The organism is Desulfosarcina cetonica JCM 12296, from assembly GCF_001311845.1.
Classification (GTDB): Bacteria; Desulfobacterota; Desulfobacteria; order Desulfobacterales; family Desulfosarcinaceae; genus Desulfosarcina; species Desulfosarcina cetonica.
On sequence record NZ_BBCC01000105.1, the window covers coordinates 1 to 21,639 of the forward strand.

General features: G+C 56.5%; 23 protein-coding genes and 1 pseudogene. 9 read left to right on the forward strand and 15 right to left on the reverse strand.

Translation table 11 applies throughout. The features are described 5' to 3' along the window. Positions 1 to 49 precede the first annotated feature (49 nt). The 3 genes from JCM12296_RS20845 to JCM12296_RS20855 all read right to left on the reverse strand — a co-directional run bounded on the left by JCM12296_RS20845 (position 50) and on the right by JCM12296_RS20855 (position 1,997). Positions 50 to 715 (reverse strand): methyltransferase, encoded by a 666-nt coding sequence (locus JCM12296_RS20845; protein WP_246804652.1) that lies wholly within the window; start codon positions 713 to 715, stop codon positions 50 to 52. A gap of 83 nt (positions 716 to 798) precedes the next feature. After that, the gene (locus JCM12296_RS20850; RefSeq protein ID WP_054697520.1) at positions 799 to 1,044 is read right to left on the reverse strand and encodes a hypothetical protein; all 246 of its coding nucleotides are present in this window, start codon (positions 1,042 to 1,044) and stop codon (positions 799 to 801) included. Then, positions 1,041 to 1,997: an MFS transporter gene (locus JCM12296_RS20855; RefSeq protein ID WP_172684012.1), complete on the reverse strand. Its 957-nt coding sequence runs from the start codon at positions 1,995 to 1,997 to the stop codon at positions 1,041 to 1,043. The genes JCM12296_RS20850 and JCM12296_RS20855 overlap by 4 nt, the downstream gene beginning before the upstream one ends. 401 nt (positions 1,998 to 2,398) lie before the next feature. Here JCM12296_RS20855 and JCM12296_RS20860 point away from each other — a divergent pair, with 401 nt between their 5' ends. From JCM12296_RS20860 to JCM12296_RS20870, 3 genes are read left to right on the forward strand one after another with little or no spacing between them, the layout of a single operon-like run. After that, the gene (locus tag JCM12296_RS20860) at positions 2,399 to 3,196 is read left to right on the forward strand and encodes a Tll0287-like domain-containing protein (RefSeq protein WP_054697527.1); all 798 of its coding nucleotides are present in this window, start codon (positions 2,399 to 2,401) and stop codon (positions 3,194 to 3,196) included. Continuing rightward, the gene (locus tag JCM12296_RS45160) at positions 3,193 to 3,525 is read left to right on the forward strand and encodes a hypothetical protein (protein WP_054697530.1); all 333 of its coding nucleotides are present in this window, start codon (positions 3,193 to 3,195) and stop codon (positions 3,523 to 3,525) included. Before JCM12296_RS20860 ends, JCM12296_RS45160 begins: the two co-directional genes overlap by 4 nt. Beyond that, the gene (locus JCM12296_RS20870) at positions 3,522 to 4,118 is read left to right on the forward strand and encodes a methyl-accepting chemotaxis protein (protein WP_054697533.1); all 597 of its coding nucleotides are present in this window, start codon (positions 3,522 to 3,524) and stop codon (positions 4,116 to 4,118) included. Before JCM12296_RS45160 ends, JCM12296_RS20870 begins: the two co-directional genes overlap by 4 nt. A 232-nt stretch (positions 4,119 to 4,350) precedes the next feature. On the opposite strand, the gene JCM12296_RS20875 is transcribed toward JCM12296_RS20870, so the two are convergent. The 10 genes from JCM12296_RS20875 to nifH all read right to left on the reverse strand — a co-directional run bounded on the left by JCM12296_RS20875 (position 4,351) and on the right by nifH (position 14,043). Further along, positions 4,351 to 4,746, reverse strand: a complete 396-nt coding sequence (locus JCM12296_RS20875) for a hypothetical protein (protein ID WP_054697536.1) — start codon at positions 4,744 to 4,746, stop codon at positions 4,351 to 4,353. Between the two features lie 47 nt (positions 4,747 to 4,793). After that, complete coding sequence (locus JCM12296_RS20880) at positions 4,794 to 5,027, reverse strand: (2Fe-2S) ferredoxin domain-containing protein (RefSeq protein WP_246804654.1); 234 nt, start codon at positions 5,025 to 5,027, stop codon at positions 4,794 to 4,796. Between the two features lie 147 nt (positions 5,028 to 5,174). Next, positions 5,175 to 6,437: a radical SAM protein gene (locus tag JCM12296_RS20885; RefSeq protein WP_054697539.1), complete on the reverse strand. Its 1,263-nt coding sequence runs from the start codon at positions 6,435 to 6,437 to the stop codon at positions 5,175 to 5,177. Positions 6,438 to 6,449: 12 nt separating this feature from the next. Then, positions 6,450 to 7,769: a nitrogenase component 1 gene (locus JCM12296_RS20890; protein WP_246804655.1), complete on the reverse strand. Its 1,320-nt coding sequence runs from the start codon at positions 7,767 to 7,769 to the stop codon at positions 6,450 to 6,452. Between the two features lie 62 nt (positions 7,770 to 7,831). Then, complete coding sequence (gene nifE / locus JCM12296_RS20895) at positions 7,832 to 9,184, reverse strand: nitrogenase iron-molybdenum cofactor biosynthesis protein NifE (RefSeq protein ID WP_054697542.1); 1,353 nt, start codon at positions 9,182 to 9,184, stop codon at positions 7,832 to 7,834. 129 nt (positions 9,185 to 9,313) lie between these two features. Beyond that, entirely contained in the window at positions 9,314 to 10,690 is a 1,377-nt protein-coding gene (gene nifK, locus JCM12296_RS20900; RefSeq protein ID WP_054697545.1) for a nitrogenase molybdenum-iron protein subunit beta, read from the reverse strand. A gap of 37 nt (positions 10,691 to 10,727) precedes the next feature. Next, on the reverse strand, positions 10,728 to 12,404 hold the full coding sequence (nifD, locus tag JCM12296_RS20905; protein ID WP_054697549.1) for a nitrogenase molybdenum-iron protein alpha chain: 1,677 nt from the start codon (positions 12,402 to 12,404) through the stop codon (positions 10,728 to 10,730). Positions 12,405 to 12,415: 11 nt separating this feature from the next. Then, complete coding sequence (locus JCM12296_RS20910; protein WP_054697552.1) at positions 12,416 to 12,796, reverse strand: P-II family nitrogen regulator; 381 nt, start codon at positions 12,794 to 12,796, stop codon at positions 12,416 to 12,418. After that, a complete protein-coding gene (locus tag JCM12296_RS20915) occupies positions 12,793 to 13,149 on the reverse strand; it encodes a P-II family nitrogen regulator (RefSeq protein ID WP_054697555.1) in 357 nt (118 codons plus the stop codon). The genes JCM12296_RS20910 and JCM12296_RS20915 overlap by 4 nt, the downstream gene beginning before the upstream one ends. A 69-nt stretch (positions 13,150 to 13,218) precedes the next feature. Further along, positions 13,219 to 14,043: a nitrogenase iron protein gene (nifH, locus tag JCM12296_RS20920; RefSeq protein ID WP_054697558.1), complete on the reverse strand. Its 825-nt coding sequence runs from the start codon at positions 14,041 to 14,043 to the stop codon at positions 13,219 to 13,221. 259 nt (positions 14,044 to 14,302) lie between these two features. Between nifH and JCM12296_RS47870 the strand changes: the two genes are divergently transcribed. Beyond that, positions 14,303 to 14,437, forward strand: coding sequence for a hypothetical protein (locus JCM12296_RS47870; RefSeq protein WP_281492094.1), 135 nt, complete (start codon positions 14,303 to 14,305; stop codon positions 14,435 to 14,437). Positions 14,438 to 14,516: 79 nt separating this feature from the next. Here the strand turns inward: JCM12296_RS47870 and JCM12296_RS42255 are convergent, their stop codons facing one another. Beyond that, a complete protein-coding gene (locus tag JCM12296_RS42255; RefSeq protein ID WP_479690875.1) occupies positions 14,517 to 15,029 on the reverse strand; it encodes an AAA-type ATPase lid domain-containing protein in 513 nt (170 codons plus the stop codon). A 46-nt stretch (positions 15,030 to 15,075) separates the two neighbouring features. Next, positions 15,076 to 16,049: pseudogene (locus tag JCM12296_RS45170) on the reverse strand (sigma 54-interacting transcriptional regulator); the annotation flags it as partial. Between the two features lie 694 nt (positions 16,050 to 16,743). Between JCM12296_RS45170 and JCM12296_RS42270 the strand changes: the two are divergent. The 5 genes from JCM12296_RS42270 to JCM12296_RS20945 all read left to right on the forward strand — a co-directional run. Then, positions 16,744 to 17,466 (forward strand): SWIM zinc finger family protein, encoded by a 723-nt coding sequence (locus JCM12296_RS42270; RefSeq protein WP_218188200.1) that lies wholly within the window; start codon positions 16,744 to 16,746, stop codon positions 17,464 to 17,466. 14 nt (positions 17,467 to 17,480) lie between these two features. After that, positions 17,481 to 19,655, forward strand: coding sequence for a DEAD/DEAH box helicase (locus tag JCM12296_RS20930; RefSeq protein ID WP_218188201.1), 2,175 nt, complete (start codon positions 17,481 to 17,483; stop codon positions 19,653 to 19,655). Positions 19,656 to 19,770: 115 nt separating this feature from the next. Continuing rightward, on the forward strand, positions 19,771 to 20,604 hold the full coding sequence (locus JCM12296_RS20935; RefSeq protein WP_054697562.1) for an RDD family protein: 834 nt from the start codon (positions 19,771 to 19,773) through the stop codon (positions 20,602 to 20,604). Between the two features lie 13 nt (positions 20,605 to 20,617). Then, positions 20,618 to 21,178: a hypothetical protein gene (locus tag JCM12296_RS20940; RefSeq protein ID WP_054697565.1), complete on the forward strand. Its 561-nt coding sequence runs from the start codon at positions 20,618 to 20,620 to the stop codon at positions 21,176 to 21,178. A gap of 35 nt (positions 21,179 to 21,213) precedes the next feature. Next, positions 21,214 to 21,639: hypothetical protein (locus JCM12296_RS20945; RefSeq protein WP_157067787.1), on the forward strand; the 426-nt coding region annotated here is incomplete at its 3' end.

Genomic DNA, 21,639 nt, shown 5'->3' on the forward strand with positions numbered 1-21,639 from the left:
GAATCCGTCGAAAATGCGATTTTTTACGAGTTCATCATGGTTGCGCATGTCACTGGCTTTTGGGGATTCCCATCAACAGGCGGTTTTTGGGTGTAATCGTCTCGGGAATCAGGCGGGTCAACACCTGGTACCCGCAGTCTCTGAGGCGTGCCGCACGGGTGACGTCGATGGCCAGGGGGCCATCCAGCCAACCGTCCAGTCCGCCCGTGTCGCATCGCGCCAAATCGTGGCAGCAGGGCAACACGGCCACGCGGCACCGCGCGGCGAGCGCCCGATCCAGGATGTGGTCGGTAAGCTCGCCGCAGGCATGCACCGATACCACCAGGTCCTCCGGCGAAAGGCTCACGGACCGCATATCGTCCTCCTTCAACCGGACGCGATCCGCCAACCGGGGCCAGGTGTTGCGCAGTTCCGTGGACAAGCCGGGCATTGCCGGGCAGATGCGCATCCACGGCAAGCGCTTCCGGAGAGGTGTCGTCCAGCAAAAGCAGGATGTGCGCCAGCAGTCCATGACCGCAGGCCAGATCCACCACCCGGCCGCCCCGGAACTTTCGTCGTACCCGGCGGGCCACCTCCCAAGCTTCGAACAACTCCTTGGCCGGCAGGTGCCCGCTCGGCAAACCGCCCTGGCGATGGCATCGAACAGGCTGGGCCCGCTGAATTCGGCCAACTGCTTTTCGGTGAGTCGGCTTTTGGATGATGGGCTCACGGCCATGGGAGACTCCTTTGCTTGAATTGCGGTTGAATGGCGGAAAACGGCAAAACCCTCCGTTTCCGCCATTCAGTTGTGGATGGAAATTATTCGCTGGCCGTACGTTCTGGGCATCCGCCCGGCCATTCATGGCCGCGGTTGTCGACACAAAGGTAGATAGCCGCCCATTGCATCAGGTTCAACACGGCCAGGCCGGTGAATCCGACCGGGTAGCCGATGGCCCCTCCGGCCCATCCCAGCAGCAGCGGGCCGGCGAAGTAGCCGATTCCCCAGCAGAAGAAAAACGCTCCGGAGATAAGTCCTTTTTGAGAGGGCGCGACCAGCTCATTCAAAAAGCCATGGCCGAGACACAGAACATGCCCATCCCCAGGCTGGCCACGCCGAGTGCCAGGACCGCCGCCGGAGACGCGCAGCGGTGGAATAGGGCGATCCCCGCGCCGGCCATGGCCAGTCCCATGAGCATCACCGGTTTGCGGCCCTTCCGATCGGACCATCGGCCGGCGAACAGCTGCGCGATGCTCAACGCGACATAAAACAAGGTAAAGAAACTTCCCACCATCCACTGGGCATCCCCCCTGGCGCTGATCAGGAAGGCTGGAACAATCGTGATGAAAATCCCGTATTCGGCGCCATAGAGGGTGATGCCGACCAGAACGGTGATGTTTGTCGGACGGATCCGTGCGGTCACCGCGCTGGCGGTGGCCTTCCCGACGACGACCGACGCCCCGGGCCGCGGAGCTGGGTTTTCGACAAACCGCGCGATGATCCCACCGCCCAGAAGGCTCAACACGGCGAACACCAGAAAAGGTTCGCTCCCCGTCCAAACGCCGGCGAAGACGATGCTGAGACCGCCACCGACCGTGAGACCACCATGCAGGGCGGCGTTGTAACGACCCATGACCGTGCCCTTTTGACTCGCATATTGAAGCGACAAAAGCGCCGGTGCCAATGCCCAGATGGGCACCTCGGCGATCCCCTGTAAAAACCGGGCCCAGTAAAAAAGTTGGGGAGCTTTGGCAACATAGTAAAGCAGTCCGGAAAGGCCGCAAAGCAGATAACCATACACAATAAACCCCTTGAAACCGAAACGGTCCGCCAGCCGGCCGACGGGGATCTGCAGCAGCATGTTTGGGATGGCGTAGGCACTGGCCAGGATGCCGACATCGGCAACCGATGCGGAAAGATTCATGATACGCCGAGGCAAGAGAGCGACGATCAGCCCGACGCCGATCATCAAAAGAAATACGGAAAGGTTAACGGCCGCAGCCGATTTTCTTTCAGACATGTTTTTTCTCCACCCATTAAACGGAAAAACGGACAGCCGCGCATGGCCGGGTCGGAAGCACAAACCGATCCCCTGCATTTCCGGGCCTGTGCCCGTCAAATGCCAATCGCCTTAGCGCGGTGCGTGATAACCAGTTGTTTTCAGGCTATCGGCGGTTGGGTGGAGACATGCATCTCATGGGTGTAATCCATCCTCGATGGTGAACGGGGGACCTATAAACGGACAAACGCCTTGATAATGCGCAGAAATGGATGGATTCGTCAAACCCTAATGCCGATATCGATGACCCGCCAATGTCCGCCTTAAGATTGCCGCAACGGGGTCGATAACAAAACTACTTATCCTTATTGCCGGAAAGCGACATTTCGAGAGACTCTTATTTAACCACAGGATGAATCATCATGAGGAAAATCAAGGACATCAGCATCCGTTGGAAGATTTTGTTTGCCGTGGCCGTCGGGCCGCTGGTGGTGGCATCGATCCTGGCCGGGTTGCGGGTCAACGATATCCGCAAAGGGGCCGAGGCGGCCATTGTCGAAAAGAGCCAGGCCGTCGTCTTCATGGCCGAATCGGTCCGTGAGGAGATGGCCCGCAAACTGGAAAGCGGGCTGATTCCACCGTTGGATAAACTCCCGGCCGACCATGTGGTCAAGGCCGTGCCGGTGATCACGGCGATCAATGTGGCCCAGACCAACGCCCAGGAAAGCGGGTATACTTTTCGGGTGCCCAAGAACCAGCCCCGCAACCCGAAAAACGCGCCGGATCTGGTTGAACGGGGCGTTCTCGATGAAATGTCGGCTACCGGGGTGGATGAAAAGATCATCTATGAACCCAACCAGATCCGCTATTTCAAGGCCGTGCGGCTATCGTCCGAATGTCTCTACTGCCACGGTGATCCCAAAGGCACCACCGATCCGACGGGCGGCATCCGCGAGGGCTGGCGCGAGGGAGAAGTTCACGGCGCCTTTGAGATCATCAGCTCGCTTGACGCCGCCCATGCCCAGGTTACGGCAGCCCAATGGAACGTAACGCTGCTAGTGGCGACTTGTCTGGCTGTCATTCTCACCGCCGTCTGGCAACTGGTCAAGGTCAACCTGCTGCGTCCCATGGAAACCGCTAACGGCCTGATCGGACGTATCGCCCAAGGCGATCTGACCCATGCTCACACCTCTGACCGCCAGGATGAATTCGGCAGATGATCCGGCAAATTGACGGCATGCGCGGTAATTTGCGCGATATGGCGGTCGATTTGGTCGAGGCCAGTGAGACGGTCTCGTCTTCGTCGGTAGAACTTAACCAGATTTCGACGGATCTTCTGACGGGTGCCGAAAGCACGTCCGAACGATCCCATTCCGTGGCGGTGGCGGCCGAGGAGATGAGTACCAATATGAACTCCGTGGCCGCGGCGGTGGAAGAAGCCACCACCAACATGGATATAATGACCCAGTCGATCGAATCGGTGAAAGGGACGATCCGGCGTATTTCCGAAGACACCGAGGCGCCCGCAGTGTTACCGGCGCTGCCGTGACCCAGACCCAGGCGGCTTCCGAAAGGATCCACCAACTGGGCCAGGCGGCCCGTGAAATCGGCAAAATCACTGAAGCGATCACCGAGATTTCAGAACAGACCAACCTGTTGGCCCTCAACGCCACCATCGAAGCCGCCCGTGCCGGCGAGGCCGGCAAGGGGTTTGCCGTGGTCGCCAATGAAATCAAGGAACTGGCCAAGCAGACGGCGGCGGCGACCAACGAGATCAATCAGATGATCGATCGGATCCAGGGCTCGACCATCGAGACCGTTTCGGATATTGAGGGCGTCACCCAGGTGATCGGCAAGGTCAACGAGACCGTTCAAGAAATCGCCACGGCCATGAGCGATCAGCTTTCCTCGACCAACGAGATCGTCAACAGCATTTCCCAAGCATCCATGGGCATCAAGGAGGTCAATCTCAATATTGCCCAGAGCTCCACGGTTTCCGGTGAAATCGCCAGCGATATCGCCAAGGTCAACACGGAAACGACCCAGGTTTCCGACAACAGCCGTCACGTGTCGGAGCGCGCCGGCGGGTTGAATGGGCTTGCCCGTAAGTTAAAGGAGACGGTTGCGCGCTTCAAGATCTGACGGATTCGTAAAAATCCCGATATCGGCGTTACGCTTCATCATTTGAAGCCAAAACCCGAAACGCCCGATAAAAAAATGGCCGGAGGAATTTTTCCTCCGGCCGTTTTTGTTTTGGCAAGGTGTGAACGGTACTGGCGGGGTGTGGAGAACCGAGCGGCCCGAAACGGTTGATCGGATCACCCGCCGGTGGGCCAGGGGCTTCTGTGAAAAGGAGGGCGGCGGATGTGAACGATCAGGCCGCACAGGGCATGTGCGCACTGACCAGATCCCGTATTTTCTCACCCACGGCAATCATGGACTGCAGTTGGGCGTCGGACAGGCCCATCTGCAAGGGCGCGGCCGGGTCACACAGGTCGAGCAACCCATCCATGGATTGGATCGCCTCGATCAGATCCATGGGAATGTCGACGAAATCGGCGGCTTCCCGCGCCATTCGCGCCAAGGTGTTGTGCTGGGGAATGGCATTGTGATAGCAAAAAAGTCCCATCAGGTATTTTTCGATACTGAGGCACAGGATCGGATAGAGCATTGTGCCGGTAAATACCGATTCCCGACGATGGCCGCGCTGGGCAGTTTTTAGATAGCTGTTGCCCGCCTCGACAAAACTTTCACAGTCACGTTTGATCATGGCCCTGGCCTCCCTTTTCTTGGGTGGAGGTGGAAACGGGATTCCCCTTAGAGGGCGTAGGCGTCCGCTACGCCGCCATCTTCGAGGGCGTCCAGAATTTCGTCGACCACATCTTCACTTTCAACGCCGCCGTACCAGTGGCCGGCCGGATAGATCACCATCACGGGCCCGTGGTCGCAGGCCTTCATGCAGCCGGTGCTGGTGATCTGGGCGTTTAGCCCGCGATCAAGAATTTCATTTTCGATGTAGGGTAAAAGGTCGACCGAACCCTTTTTTTGCATACCCCCTTGCCATCGCCATCGGCGCGAAAACTGGCACAGACAAAAATGTGATGTTCCGGTTTTTCCATCGTTTACGCTTCTCCTTGTTTTTCTGTCGATTGATGTTTCAAACAGCCTCTCAACTGGCGCACACAGCTATTCGCGAGGTTATCCGCAGCACCCCATCCCGGCCATCGGATTGCGGTGATTACACGCTTCAATGTCCCTTCGCACCATGAAATTCATGCTGTGGCCTTCAAATACCGCCTCCGCGGCTTCCTCGATCACCCCATCCAATTCAAGGATATCGATGTTTCTTTCCTTGAGCACCCGTCGGGGGTTGTCGCCGATTCCGGCCACCAGCAATGCCCGGCAATCGCTGATCAGATCGCCAAGGTCCTCCCAGCGTTTCATTCCGCCACCGGGCTCGGGTGTTTTGCGGGATTCAACAAAGACGATTTCGCCATTCCGCTGCCCATAGATCAGGAGTTCTTCCGCCTTGCCGAGTTTTTGATTGATCAGCATGCCTTCCAGGCTGGCAACGGCCACATACGGCCGGGTCTCGTTGACGATTTCGGGAAGCCGGGAACATTCCATCAGTTTTTCATTGATTTCACTGCAGTTGCTCTGCCCCAGGATGCCCACCGCATCGGCCCGGCAACGCTTGCAGTGATACATTTGGGGAATGTGCTGCGCCGCTTTTTTGCGAATTTCCGCCACCAATTCCTTGGGCGGCTCCGCGATATGGGCGAATGCCGCGCCTTCGTTGGGGAAAAACGGAATGCAATTGAGAATATCGACGCCCATCTCGGCCATTTTTTGCGCAACCGCCTCGATGTGATGGTCATTGATGCCCGGTACGATGATCGTGTTGATCTTGGTGGTGATGTTCTTTTCCTTCAGCCGGGCAATGGCTTCAAGCTGCTTGGCCAGCAGGACCTCGAAACCCTCCTGGGCCCTCAGCACCCGCTTGCCATGACGGACGTAGGAATAGATCTGCGCCCCGATCTCCGGATCGACGGCGTTCAGGGTGATGGTCACATGACTCACGTTGATCTCGGCGAGTTCATCGATATACGGTCCGATGCCCAGGCCGTTGGTTGCCAGGCAGAGGATCATCTCCGGATATTTCTGTCGCACCAGCCGGAGGGTTTGCATGGTTTCCTTGGGATTGGCAAAGGGGTCGCCCGGGCCGGCGATCCCCACCACCGAGATGTTCTTGACTTCCTCGAGGACATATTCCAGATAGGCCATCGCCTGGTACGGGGTCAGCACCGCACTGGTCACGCCCGGCCGGCTCTCATTGACACAGTCGTATTTTCGATCACAATATTTGCATTGAATGTTGCATCGGGGCGCCACGGGAAGGTGGACCCTGCCATAAATTCCCCTCATCTTGGCATTGAAGCACGGATGGTTTTCTAAGTTCATGGTATCGTTTCCTTACATGTAGGTGTAGCCGATGGGAGACGCATCCTGACGGCATTGAATAATCGTGTTGGTGATGCAATCGAACAACTGCTGGGCACCCCGGTATCCGATGTGCACAATGCGGGCGCCACCCATGCGGTCATGGATGGGGAAACCGATGCGAATCAGCGGTTTTTTCATTTCACGGGCGATTTTGTACCCTTTGGAGTTGCCAATGAAAAAGTCCGCATGGGCCTTCTTGGCCGCTTCGCCGATCTCCACGAAATCGACGCCTTCCATCACGGTGATGCCTTTGGCGTCGAAATCATCGATGACGTCCCTCAGCATCGCCTTCAGGTGGCCGCTTTTCCCGCCCGACGCGCAAAGCGCCGGGACCACGCCGATTTCGGAAAGGAAGGAGGCCATGCCGATGACCAGGTCTTCTTCGCCATAAACCACGGCCCGGGCTTCAAATACATACTTATGCCCGTCGGCATAGGCATCGATGAGCCGCGACCGTTCCTGAACATATTTTTCCGGCATGGGTTTTCCGGTGATGGCGGATATCCGATCGAAAAAAAGATCCGTCTCCTTGATGCCGATGGGCAGCCCGATACTGTGACAGGGAATGGCGAATTTATCGGCCAGCAGTTTGCCGGCGCTTTTCGTCTTCGCCAGCACCCGGCCCAATTCGATGGATCCCGACGCATCGCCCATGGCGACGATTTCTTTGATGGGCGTCCCCCCGGCCGGAATTTTCTGGTATTCGGTCCACATGGGGCCGTCGAGGGTCTGCGAATAATCGGGCAGCATCTGGTAGCGGGCGCCGAAGTCGGAGAGGATCTCCTTGTAATGGCGGTAGTCGGCCGGGGACAGCATGCCGGGGAAGAGATTAATCCCACCGGCGTCCGGGTTCTCTTTTTTGGCCAGGGCATCGACCGTTGCCCGGATTGCACCATGAAAACCGTCGATATGGGTACCCGAATAACTCGGCGTGGATACGGAAACAACGGCCGGTCCCTCCGGGTCGTGATTCTTCAGAATGTACTCCCTTAGGATAAGCGGCACATCGTCACCGATCGTTTCGCTGAGGCAGGTGGTCCCCACCCCGATCAGGGCCGGTTGGTACTGTTTGATGATGTTGCTCACGGCGAGCTTCAGGTTGGCCCCACCACCGAACACGGCGGTCTCCTCGGTGAAGTTCGATGAAGCGATGTCCACCGGCTCGTTAAAGTGGCTGATGAGGTAACGGCGGATATAGGTGGAGCAGCCTGGGACCCGTGGAGCAGGGGAACGGCGTTCTCGATTCCCCGAAACACCAGGGATGCCCCCAACGGACTGCAGAGTTTGCAAGCATTGCTTGTGGCCTTGTATTCGACGGTGTCCTGTGCGTTCATTTGGCAATCCCCTGTCTGTTAACGTTTACCGTACGGCGCGAACTGCCACACCGGGCTGGTCACGGAGGCATAGACCTCCTTGGCGAAGTTGAGCATGCCGCTGTAACCGGCAAGGGACAGCTTGCGTTCATGGTTGTGATCGCAAAAGCCGATGCCGAGCTTGAAGGCCATGGGGCGCTCCTTGACGCCGCCGACAAAAAGCGACACGCCCTTTTCGATGCTGTATTTGGAGAGCTCCAGGGGGTTGGCATCATCCACGATGACCGTGCCGTCGTCGCACATCTCCCTGAGCACCTGGTAATCCTCATCGGTGCCCGTCTGCGACCCCGCCAGCACCACATCCATGCCCAGGGAACGCAAGGCCTTGATCATGGAAAAGGCCTTGAACGCACCCCCCACATAGATGGCGGCCTTTTTTCCCTTGAGACGTTCCTTGTAGCGTTTAAGAATGGGATAGATCGCCTTGACCTCTTCCCGCACCAGGGTCTGGGTCTTTTCCATCACCTCCGGATAATCCTTTTGGAAGAACTCGGCCACGTCATATAGTGCCTTGGACATATCCTCAATGCCGAAATAGGACACCCGTTTGAACGGAATGCCGTATTTTGCCTTCATATGCTGGGCCAGGTGCATCATCGATCCCGAGCATTGCACCACATTGAGGGCGGCACCATGGGACCGTTTGATGTTTTCCACGCGCCCATCGCCGGTGAACACCGAAACCACGTCCAGGCCCATGCGTTCGTAGTATTCCCGTATGGTCCACGCTTCGCCGGCAATGTTGAACTCGCCCATGATGTTGATGCTCGTGGGGCGAATTCCCTCGATGGCGCCGGTGCCGACAAGATTGGCCATGGCATCGCAGGCGGCCTTGTACCCGTCCTTCTTGGTACCTTTGAAGCCTTCGGAGTGAACCGGCAGGACCGGGATGCCCTTTTCTTTGGCGACCTTTCTGCAAATCGAGTCGATATCGTCGCCGATCAGGCCGACAATGCAGGTGGCATAGACAAAGGCGGCTTTGGGGCTATACTTGTCGATCAATGAAACCAGGGAGGCATACAATTTCTTCTCACCACCAAAAATGATATCCCGTTCCTGAAGATCGGTGGAAAAACTCATCCGGTGCAATTCCGGCCCGGACGAAAGGGACCCGCGAATGTCCCAGGTGTAAGACGCGCAGCCAATGGGGCCGTGGATGAGATGAAGCGCGTCAGCGATGGGATAGAGCACCACCCGGGAGCCGCAAAACACGCAGGCACGCTGGCTGACGGAGCCCGCGAGGCTTTTTTTGTCGCAACTCATGTTAAAGGGGGCCGTGCCCTTGGTATGGATCTGGGCTTGACGTTCTTCAAGAATGGATATCGAGGACATCGTAATCTCCTGTAAGCGTAAAAAGTTGGGAACGAGAGACGGATCGCCGGGATGGGGGTCGGGCGCAGGAGGTCTGCAGTGTGTAAAATACCTCGCGCTCCGCCCCTCGTCCTCAATCTTAGACGGACTTTACATTACCAGTTCCATGGTGATGTCCGTCGCATCCCGGTCCTGACGGTCCATCAGGGCGTCGAGAATTTTTTCCAGAAGCCGCATGCCGCCCTTATACCCCACCGTCGGGAAGTAACTGTGGCCGATGCGGTCCAGGATCGGAAAACCGTGCCGGATGAACGGGATGTCTTCGTCCTTGGAAATATACTTCACATACGTATTGCCGATCATCAGGTCGACCGGTTCGTTTTTGATCCACTGGTGGAAGAGAAACATGTCTCCGCCGCTTTTCACATTGACCTCATGGGGGACGTCGGCGGTGAGCTCCTTGATCCTTTTTTCGAAGGCTTTGTTCTTGGTGCCGGTAACGATATGAATCGGCATCATGTCAATGTCCACGAGAAACTCGGTCAAGGCTTCCAACTGATCCGGATCCCCCACCAGGGCGACTTTTTTGTGATAAAAATAGGCCTGCATGTCGGTGATGATGTCGAGCATTTGCCCCCGTTCCAGATTCAACGAATCCGGAACGGTCACCCCGGCCATTTTTCGCATGGCATCCACGAACCGGTCGGTCGCCTTGAGACCGATGGGCAGGTCCAGAATCTCGCAGGGGACCTTGCATTTCGCATCCAACGCCTTGGCTGCCGGCCCGGAAGTCATGCGGCCCAGGGCGATGGTTCCCCGGCTGCTGCCGGTTTTCTTCAGTTGATCGATGGTCACGCCGCCCTTGGGATACATGTTGAACTTGCCGGTCTGGGGACCGTTGAGCACATTTTCCGTATCGGGGAAGAGGATCGATTTGACGCCCATTTCGGCGGCAATGCGCTTGATCTCCTTCATGTCCGAGGGTTCCACCCAACCGGGAATCAGGTTGATGCACTTCTCCTTGTGGCCGTTGGAGGTTGCAAAATAATCGACCATGGCCTTGGTCATGTTGGCAAAACCGTGCACATGGGATCCCACATAGCTGGGCGTGTTGGCATGCAGCACATACTTGCCTTCGGGAATCTTGCCCTCCGACTCGGCCTTACCGAAAATCTGGGGAATATCATCCCCGATAGTTTCGGACAGACAGGTCGTATGGACGGCGATGACCTCCGGGTCGTAGATCGTGAAGATATTGTTGATGGCCTGAAGGAGGTTGGCCTGGCCGCCGAAGACCGAGGCGCCTTCGGTGAACGAACTGGTGGCGGCGAGGACCGGCTCCTTGTAGTGCCGGGTTAACGTGGACCGGTGGTAGGCATAGCATCCCTGGGAGCCGTGGCTGTGGGGAAGACAACCGTGAATCCCCAGGGAGGCGTACATGGCGCCGATGGGCTGGCAGGTTTTGGCCGGATTGACGGTCAGTGCCTTGCGCTCGGGTATTTCTTTGGGTGTATGTCGCAATAACATCTTGATATCCTCTCTGTGAAAAAAAACCGAAATTCAGCTATTCATCGGCATACATGGCGGTGAGTTCGGGACTTTCCTCCCAAGGCGCGCGGATATGTCCCCACACCTTGCTGTTGATCATGCGGTCGATTTCATAATAGAAATTGATCGCTCCCTTATATACGGCGTAAGGTCCGCCAGAATCATAGCTGTGCAGCTGTTTCATGGGCATGCCGTGTTTTTGCACCATGTATTTTTCCTTGATGCCCGCGCAGAAGATGGCCGGCTTGTAGATCTCGATCATCTTCTCCGTTTCGTACTGGCTGATATCGTCGATGGCGTAAGTGAAGCCTTCTTCCATGTCAGCCATCATCCCCTCGTATTCCTTCAGCTTGATGCCGTGTCTCTCCTCTGCCTTGAGTTCCTCTTCGGGGATTCGCGGATTGTATCGTTCGGGATCCTTTTCAACCGTGAGTTCTTCGATGTTCCGGCTGTCGGCATCGACCCGGATCGTTGGCAGGACGTGACGCCCCTCGTAATCATCCCGGTGGGCGAATTCGTAGCCCGCGGCAATGGTCTGCATGCCCATTTCACTGAACAATTCCTGGTAGTGATGGGCGCGGGAGCCGCCGACAAACATCATCGCCAGCTTGCCTTCCAGGCGGGGCCTGACATCGGCCTGGGCTTTTTCGACGGCCACCATCTCTTCGGCGATGACCGCTTCGACCCGGTCGATCAGTTCCTGATCCCCATAGTATTGGGCGATTTTCCGGAGCGACGCAGAGGTTGCCTTGGCTCCCAGAAAGTTGACCTTCATCCAGGGGATGCCGTATTTTTCTTCCATCATGTCGGCCACATAGTTAATTGAACGATGGCACATGATCAGGTTCAGATCCGCCGTGTGGGAGTTCCTGAAATGATCCACGGAGGAGTTGCCGGAAAAGGTGGAAACGATTTTAATGCCGCATTTTTCGAAAATTTCATCGATGATGAATTCATCCCCACCGATATTGTACTCACCGAGAAGATTGACCCTGTACTTGCCCTCACCGACCGTGTCGTCTTGGCCGATGACATGCTTAAACAGCCCGTTGTTGGCCACATGGTGGCCGGCAGACTGGCTGACGCCCTTGTACCCCTCGCAGCTGAAACCGAAGATGGTAATGCCGAGTTTCTCCTGCATTTTTCGGGTGACCGCGTGGATATCGTCACCGATCAATCCGATGGGGCAGGTGGAAAATACCGAGATCATTTTGGGTTTGAAGATGTCGTAAGCTTCCTGAATGGCTTGTGCCAGCTTTTTCTCTCCACCGAAAATGACCTCCTCATCCTGCATGTCGGTCGAAAAACAGTAGGTCATGAAGTTATGCCCGTCCGGCGTCGTGGATGGATCCGTCTGGTTGCGCCGTGTCAGCCAGGAGTAAAATCCGCACCCAATGGGGCCGTGGGTCAGGTTGATGATGTCACGCGTCGGTCCCATGACCACGCCCTTGCACCCGGCGTAGCAGCACCCCCGCTGAGAGATAATCCCGGGGATGGTCCTCACATTGGCCTGAATTTCCTCGTAGTTCTGTTCGTCCTTTTTCTTGTTGATAACAAAATGCTTGGATCGTTTACGCGCCACTTTCGCGGGGTATTTTGCCAGGATTGTCTTTTTGACGTCTTCAGGCTTGATTTCCCTCCAGGCTTTGGCGTCTTCTTCATTTTCGGTTTTCTTTTCGGGCATAACCGTCATGGTGGTTTCTCCTATAAATCGTCTAGGCTGGAATCGCCATTCTCGGCAGTTCTCACGCTGATCGAATCGGCTACTGGCATCACGAATATTTTCCCGTCACCGGGTTTGCCGGTCTTGTTCACTTTAATGATCGTCTTCACGATTTTATCGACGTATTTTTCCTTTGACACAATCACCAGCACCCGTTTGGGAATCAGGCGGTTGCTTTGGCCGAGTTGGGATATCGCCTCTTCGTAACCCTGCTCGGCACCCTTGAGCAGGGTCATGTCAACCAGGCCGGCACCTCGCCCCAGGGCATCGGTCGCCGTCATCGAAGAGATACCCATCTCCGTCAAGGCCTTGCGGGTCTGATTGATCATGTTCATGCGCACAATGGCCATTATCTCTTTCATATTTTTACCTCTTCCGGCTCGCCGGTTTCCGTTTCCTTGATCCCCGAACTGATGGTGTAGGATTCGTCTACGGGTGTAATGAAAATCTTTCCATCGCCAAAGGCGCCTTTTTCTCCGGTCCGTGCCGCATCCATGACCGTTTTGATGACAAATTCCTTGGCGCCGTCTTTGACCACGGTGATGAGCATTTCCTTGGGGATCTTATCGTAAGTGATCTCGCCAATTTTGATCCCCCGCTGCTTACCCCGGCCAACCACTGACATTCGGGTAACCGCCGGAAAACCGGCATCCATGAGTGCGGCGAGAACATCATCTGCTTTTTCCGGCCTGACGATCGATCGAATCATTATCATGGTACCTAATCTCCTTGATTATTCTATTTATTGTTTACGTCACTGTTTTCCCGTATCGACTTTGCCGGATTACTCCATGAAACCGTAATCGATCAGCAGCTTTTCGAGATCTTCTATGGCCATCGGCGTGGGGATCACCTTCAGTTCGTTTTCCTCAATCTTTCTGGCCAGGGTACGGTACTCATCCGCCTGGGGATCCTTGGCATCATATTCAATCACGGTTTTTCGATTGATCTCGGCCCGCTGCACCACGTTGTTCCGGGGAATGAAGTGAATCATCTGGGTGCCGAGCCGTTTTGCAAGCTCCTCGATCAGCTCCTTCTCCTGATCCACATTACGGCTGTTGCAGATCAGTCCGCCCAGGCGCACCCCGCCGGCTTCCGCAAACTTCACAATACCCTTGCAGATGTTGTTGGCCGCGTACATGGCCATCATCTCACCGGAGACGACAATGTAGATTTCCTGGGCCTTGCCTTCACGAATCGGCATGGCGAACCCGCCGCAAACCACGTCGCCGAGAACATCGTAGAAGGCATAGTCCAGTTCCTCGCTATCCGCATAGGCGCCCAATTGTTCAAGCAGGTTGATGGAAGTAATAATACCCCGGCCGGCGCAGCCGACACCCGGCTCCGGTCCACCGGACTCGGTGCATAACGTTCCGCCAAAACCGACTTTGCGGACATCTTCCAATTCCACATCTTCGCCTTCTTCGCGAAGGGTATCCAAGACGGTTCTTTGGGCCAGCCCATTCAACAACAGCCGGGTTGAATCGGCCTTGGGATCGCAACCGACGACCATCACTTTTTTCCCCATCTCCACCAAGCCCGCGACTGTATTCTGTGTCGTTGTGGATTTGCCAATTCCGCCCTTGCCGTAGATCGCTACTTTTCTCATTTCATATTCCTTTTTCCAAAAGGTTGAGGATGAATCAGATCGATTTTGCTTCCATATGAGCAACCTGCGTGCCAGAGACCTACGATCCTCTAAAAACGCCATCAACATGCTTTAATCGTTGGATAAAATTTGCCTTGATGCGTTCTTCTCACTGTTTTCAGTGCGCCCTGTACACTGTCGATCTACAAACATGTAGATGGATGATCTACAATAGTGTAGGTGCACTACTGCACAGAACGGTTGCCGGAGTGGTGAGGGAGTGAAAAGCATTCTGTCGCGCGGCGAAGTGAAAGATGGCATGCGCGATATCGGCAACGTGGGTTGCCATGACTTCTCGCGTCACTGGAATGAGGGGATGGACGTCTGGGGAGATCGGCGCCGCGTTTCGACGTAGAGATCCGCGGGCACCGATGGAACAGGGTGAGAATTTGAGAATCCGTGGATGGCGTTGGAATCAGGTGTCCCGATGGCGACTAATTGGAGAGATCCTTGAAATGTGCGTTTCTCTGCTTGTTTTCACGAATGATTTTATCGAGCTTGTATTTCTTTACCCGATAGCCCATTTGGCGGAGGGTCAGGCCAATCTCCCGAGCGGCCTTCTGCTGAACCCAGTCATTTCGCGCAAGGGATTCCAACAGGGTTTCGCGCTCCATGATTTCGATTCGTGATGTCGAGGGGGCGGAAGCGGCGGTGGCCTGGGGGGCGTCAAATGCGGATGGTGCCGACTTGTTGTTGAACAGGTATGCCGGCAGCATATTCGGCTGGACCTGGTTGGACTCGGCCATGATGGCGACGCGTTCGATCAGGTTTTCCAATTCGCGCACGTTTCCCGGCCAATTGTAGGCAGCCAGAATTTCCATGCTCTCGGACGAGAAAAAAAAATTGACGGCCATATTCCCGCGCGGTTTTGGCAATAAAATAATCCACCAAAAGCGGTAGATCCGCTTTGCGCTGCCGAAGTGCCGGAATGGCAATGGGAAAGACATTGAGCCGGTAGAACAGATCCGATCGAAAGCGTCCCTCTTCGACGGCCTTGTTCAGGTCGATGTTGGTCGCCGCAATAATGCGAACATCCACCTTGCGGGTCTGGGTGCTGCCAAGCGTTCGAAATCCCGCTCCTGCAAGAAGCGCAGCAGCTTGGCCTGCACCGAGAGGGGCAGTTCGCCGATTTCGTCCAGAAAAATCGTTCCCGTGTCCGCTTCTTCGAGGCGTCCCTTCTTGGTTTGGGTCGCGCCGGTAAAGGCGCCTTTCTCGTGTCCGAAAAGCTCGGATTCGATGAGGTTGTCCGGCAGGGCCGCGCAATTGACCTTGGCAAAGGGGTTCCGGCGCCGCTGGCTCAGTTCGTGGATGATCCGTGCCGTGAGGGTCTTGCCCGTGCCCGATTCGCCCAAAAGCAGGACCGATGCCCGGCTGGGGGCGACCTTGCGGATCATTTTGTTCAAGGTTTGCATGGCCGGGCTGACCCCAACGGCAAAAAAATGGTTGTATTTGGCCGAGACTTCGGCTCGCAGACTACGGTTTTCCGTGAGCAAATGCTCCTCACGGCGTTCGACCTGTCGGTTGAGTTGGACGAACTGGGCCATCAGGGTGGCCAAAATGGTCAGAAAGCGGATATCTTCCTTGAAGTCGATTTCGGGGCCGAAGAGACGGTCCACGCTGAGAACGCCGATCGATTCGTTGCTGAGCAGAATGGGCACGCCAATAAAGGCCAGGTTGCTCTTGGTCAGGTTCCGCGCCTGGGTTCGGTTTAAGAACAGGGGCTCTTTGCCGATGTCGGGAACGGCGAAGGGCTGGGCGGTTTCAAAGATCGCCCCGGTGACGCCCTCGCAGGATGGTAGATGCCCCGCTGCTGTTCCAGCGGATCCAGGCCATGGGAGGCGATGATCTTCAAAAGACCGGTATGCTGATCTTTTAGGGTGACCGTCCCGCGTTCCATGGCCATATTCTTGGACAAAATTTCCAGCGTAGCCATTAGGGTATGGTCGAGATCCAGCACCTGGCCGAATTTCTGGCTGATGGCATAAAGGGTATTGAGTTCGAGTTCGAAGATTTTATTCTGCATACGACGATTTAAATGATTGCCTAGGGTGCAAAGCGATTTCCCACATGGGGAGCCGGTATGGAATCGGTAAATGGGCCAAACCCACCGACCACCGGCAGAGACCCTACTTCTTTACCTTCAACTTACATGCCACGGCCTAGATAAAGTCTAATTTGCTATAATTTGGTTTCATATGAAACGGTTATGGTAATTCGGCAGTTGCCGATGGGTGTGTTCTGTAAATACAAAAACGTATCAAAATATGATTCATATAACATTTATGTCTGCCAACCGATACGCATCGATGTTTGTTCCGGGGGTATCAAGGCGGCCGGCGGATTCACCGGTGGATTCAATTGACCGCAAATTGGTGGGCGCTTTCTATTCCATTGACGGCGGCAGGGATAACCAGTAGAAAATGATCGACCGACCCATCGTTGGCGGTTTCGTAAAAAGCAGTGTACCCCGATTAACGGGAAATATACAAGTCCGAAAAGCCATCCTTGGATCATCAACCGGTTTAACAGACAGGACATTGCCATGACATCGCAGACCACACCTGACGCGCACGATCCATTTTTTTTCGATCATGAGGCCCTTCAACACATCGCAAGCCAAACCGCCATCCATCAGGGGCTGATTTTTTCAAAGAAAACCGCGTGATCAGCCTGGACCGGGACGACACCGCCCTTTGGGCGCAGGTGGAAGATGAAGCGCGATCCGATTTCCCGCTGGATATCGAGATCGAACTCGACGCCGAAGGCAACCCGCACTACCATTGCAATTGCGATGACGGCGCCGAGCGCATCTGCCCCCACCTGGTGGCGGCGTTGTACGCCTATGCCGACCAGCGCGAGACCGCCGAAGGGATTCTCAGCGCAACGGATACCGCCATCAGCGACCGCATCAAAAGAGGCAAATCCGAGGTGACGGTCATGGCCGCAAGCGGTGAACCCTGGTTCGGCAGTTGGACGGCGGCATCCATTGGCGGCAAGACCCCGTTTCCCCGCCAATACCGGGTGACCATCCGCAGTCTGCATAACCGGGCCAATTTTTGTTCCTGCCCGGATTTTGCCAACAATCAGCTGGGCACCTGCAAACATATCGAGGCCGCCCTGCATAAAATCCGAAAGCATCCGGAATACAATGCCTTCAAAGATAAGCCGGCACCGATTCCCTATGTTTACCTGGCTTGGGATCGCCCCAAAGCGCCCATGCTCAGCCTGCATCGTGGTCAGGCAATGGCCGATGATCTGAGCCGCTTTCTGGATGACTACTTTGCTCCCTCCGGTGATTTTTCAGGCCGCATGCCGGAGGATTTTTTTCGCTTCACGGCGCTGGTGGAAGAGCGCGACGATATTCATATCGGCGAAGACGCCTGAATTGGGCTCACCAATTGAGCGCCGAGGCGAGCCAAAAGCTTCGATCCGCGGAAATCCTTCGCCAGATCGAAAACAGTCGGGGGAAACTGCCGGGGATCAACGCTCGGCTGTATCCGTATCAGATTCAGGGCACCGGTTTCTTGGCCGGCACCGGTCGCGCCTTGCTGGCCGACGACATGGGGCTCGGCAAAACCCTGCAGGCGATTTCGGCGGCCGTCTGGTTGAAGACCCATGAAAACATCCGGACCGTCATGATTGTCTGTCCGGCCTCCCTGAAACAGCAATGGGCCAGGGAAATCGCCAAATTCACGGATCTGCAGAGCCAAATCATCCAGGGCCCGCCACCCAAAAGAGGGGTGCAATACCGCCGGGAGAAGACCTTTTTTATTGTCAATTATGAGTTGCTCCTTCGGGATTTGAGCATGATCAACGAGATCCTGCGACCCGACCTGATCATCCTGGATGAAGCCCAGCGCATCAAAAACTGGCGAACCAAAGTCGCCGCCGCGGTCAAACTCATCCCCACCCGCTATGCGTTCGTCCTCACCGGCACACCCCTGGAAAACCGTTTGGAGGATCTGTACAGCCTGATGCAGGTGGTGGATCCGAAAACCCTGGGGCCGCTGTGGCGGTACATGGTGGATTTTCATGTGACCGACGAAAGGGGCAAGGTTCTGGGCTACCGGAATCTGTCGGTTCTGCGCAAGCGCCTGGCCCCGGTCATGCTGCGACGGGATCGCGGCATCGTCAGCGATCAACTGCCCGAACGCATTGTTCAACGGCTCGATGTTCCCATGACATCCAAGCAACGTGAAATTCATGACGATGCCATGGCCAAGGCCGGCCAGTTGGCCACCATCGCCAAGAAGAGACCCTTGACGCCCACCGAGCAGAATCGTCTGATCGCCGCCCTGCAGCAGGCCCGCATGGCCTGCAACGCCGCCGGTCTGGTGGACAAGGAGACCAAGGGCAGTCCCAAGCTGGATGAAATGGCCGATCTGCTCGATGAAATCTGCATTCAATCGGGACTCAAGGCCGTGGTCTTTTCCTGTTGGGAGCTGATGACCCAAATGGTGGAAAGGCGGCTGCGAAAAATGGGCTTGGGGTATGTGCGCCTGCACGGCGGGGTTCCCACGGCCAAGCGCGGCGAACTGATGGATCGTTTTCGCGACGACGATGCCGTGCAGGTGTTCATTTCCACGGATGCCGGCGGCGTGGGGTTGAACCTGCAATCCGGATCGGCCCTGATCAACCTGGATGTACCGTGGAATCCGGCGGTCCTGGAACAGCGCAACGCCCGAATCCACCGCTTGGGACAGAAAAGAAGCGTTCAGATCATCACCCTGGTGGCTGCGGCCTCCTATGAGGAGCAGGTCCTTTCCCTGGTGAACACCAAGCAGAACCTGTTTGACAACGTGGTCAAGGAAGATGCCACGGAAGATGTGGTGGGCGTATCCAAGAAGATGTTGGAGTCCCTGATCGAGGAATTGGCCCCGCCCAAGGAAGCCGGGCCGGCGGAACCACTGGCGGAAGTCGAGCCGGCCGAAACCAAACCCTTCGACATGGAGCAACGGGAATCCAAGGCCCGTCCGCTGGACGAAGCCATGCGCGACTGCATCAAGGGCCTGCAAGAGGCGTTCGGCCCCCGTATCGAACGGATTTTCGGTTCCCAGGGATCCCTGATCGCCGTAATCGACCGGATCGATGGTGAAGCGGAGCAGGTGGCCATCAACCTTTCCAAGAAGGTCCCCGTGGCCCTGATCGATCTGATGACCCTGGGCAGCCTCAACCGACTCGGTGCGGCATCTCCCCTGGCCCAGGTGCAAACCTATTTCGATGCTCAGCAGGACCAGCCAGCGGTCGGCGGGCCTTCCCGACTGGCGACCCTGGCCGAGGAGAAATTCAATGGCGCCAAACTGTTGATGGATCAGGGACTGCATACTTCCGCACTGGAACTGCTGCTTTCCGCGCAACTGGCGACGGCGGCGGATCGGGCCGGGATGGGCATTCCGAAGGCTGCCACCGAGGCCGGTGTTTGGATATACAGCGAGGCGATTCCAAAAGGCGTGTTGACTCAAGAGGAGGCCGGACTGATCATGCAGGCCGTTGGGCTTTCCCAGGCGCCGACCGTGCCAGAGGTGCTCGTGGAACAATTGATGAAAGATACCCGTAATTTCATGGTGCGGTAGTCGCCACACCGATCCACCGTCATAAGAGAAAGAACCTTATCATTTTGCCGCGACGACCGATAATGCCACCTATAGCTATAATCGATGACTGCCAACAACAATCAGGAGAGCTTTCATGGCGTGGTATTACAAAGAGGGAGACAACGAGGCCGGCCCTGTGGACAAAGTCCGGCTGCAGGCGCTGTACAAGGAAAAGAAAATCGACGCCGACACCCTGGTCCGCGACGAAAACCAAACCCAGTGGAAACCGCTGAAGGAATGGTTTGGAAAAAAGCCAAAGGCTGCAACGCCGCCGGAGCCGCCGTCCAGGCCGGCGCCCCCGGCGCAGGCGCACCAGCCGAACGATAACCCGCAACCCGGAAATGGGCCGGCCATTGCGGTCTGTTCCCAATGCGGTCGTTCTTTTCCCCAGGATCAGGTGGTCCGTTTTGAAGGCAAATCGATCTGCGCGGCCTGCAAACCCCTGTTTGTCCAAAAGCTCAAGGAGGGCGTCGACCTGCCGACAAACCTGCGCTATGCCGGGTTTTGGATCCGGGCGGCGGCCAAAATCATTGACGGCATCATTCTCATGGTGGCGCAATGGGCGCTTCTCATCCCCTTGAATATGGCTTTCTTCTCTTCAATGACCATGGATCCCGACAACCCCGATATGGCCGCTTTTTTCGGCATGATGGGTCTGCAGATGGCCGTGGGTATTTTGATCCCGGCATCCTATGGCACGTTTTTCATTGGCCGGTTCGCCGCCACGCCGGGCAAGATGGCCTGCCGCCTGAAAATTACCGCCCCGAACGGTGATTTCATCAGCTACCTTCGGGCCTTCGGACGGTTCTGGGCCGAGCTCGTCAGCAGCATGCTCCTGGGCATCGGCTACCTGATGGTGGCCTTCGACGGCGAGAAGCGGGCCTTGCACGACCGGATTTGCGCCACCCGGGTGATCTATAAAAATTGAAGGACACAAGACCTTGATCGCCTGCCCCAACTGCCGGACCATCCAATCGCCGGACAGGATCAATACCGGTGAGCTGTTTGCCTGCCCCAGGTGCCAGACGCGGATGCGGGCCGACCTGTTCAATGCCTTTTACCGTCCCGCGGATTCGGGGGCGACCTTAGACCATATACAGGAACAGGGCCAGGCCGAATGCTACAATCATCCCGGGCGACCGGCCAAGGTTCCCTGCGGTCAATGCGGTCGTCTGCTGTGCGAGCTGTGTGCCGTGGAACTGGATGGTCGCAACCTGTGTTTCGATTGCGTGAAGACCGGACGCGACGACCGCCAGGTGGCCCGTTTGGATACTCGCTGCACCCATTACGACAGCATGGCGCTGACCCTGGCCCTGGTACCGATGCTTTTCGTCTTTCCCACCATCGTCACGGCCCCGGCGACGCTTTATGTGGCCCTGCGCTACTGGAAGCGTCCATCGACGGTTCTGCCGCGGTCTCGCTGGCGCTTCATCGTCGCCATCTTACTGGCCGTGGCCCAGATGGCCGGCTGGATCCTGGTGTTGATCCGTAAATTCGGGTAGGTGGCCATGGCAGGCAGAAAAAAACATACCGCAAATTGTCCGGAAGCCGGTTCGGTCTTTTCTTCACCCATTCCCTGTGGCAGGGTGACGACCACCTGCTGCGGGTGGAATCCGGGATGATGATCGAACGCTATTGGCGTTTTTACTTTGCAGACATCCAGGCCGTTCTCCTGCACCGCACCCAGGCCCATTATTACTGGAGCTTTTTGTGGACAAGCCTGGCCCTTGTCTGGGGTGCGTGCCTTTTCATCGAATCGTTTCCCCGGTCCCTTGCCCTGGGGTTCGGGCTTTTTTTTCTCCTGCTATTGGTGGCCAATCTTCTCCTCGGTCCCAGTTGCCGGGTCCAGCTGCAAACCGCGGTTCAGGTTCAACGGCTCCCGGGCTTGGTGCGCATACGCAAGGCCAGCAGGGTGATGAATCGGATCCGACAGGCGGCCGAGCGCGTTCAGGGGCCCCTCGCG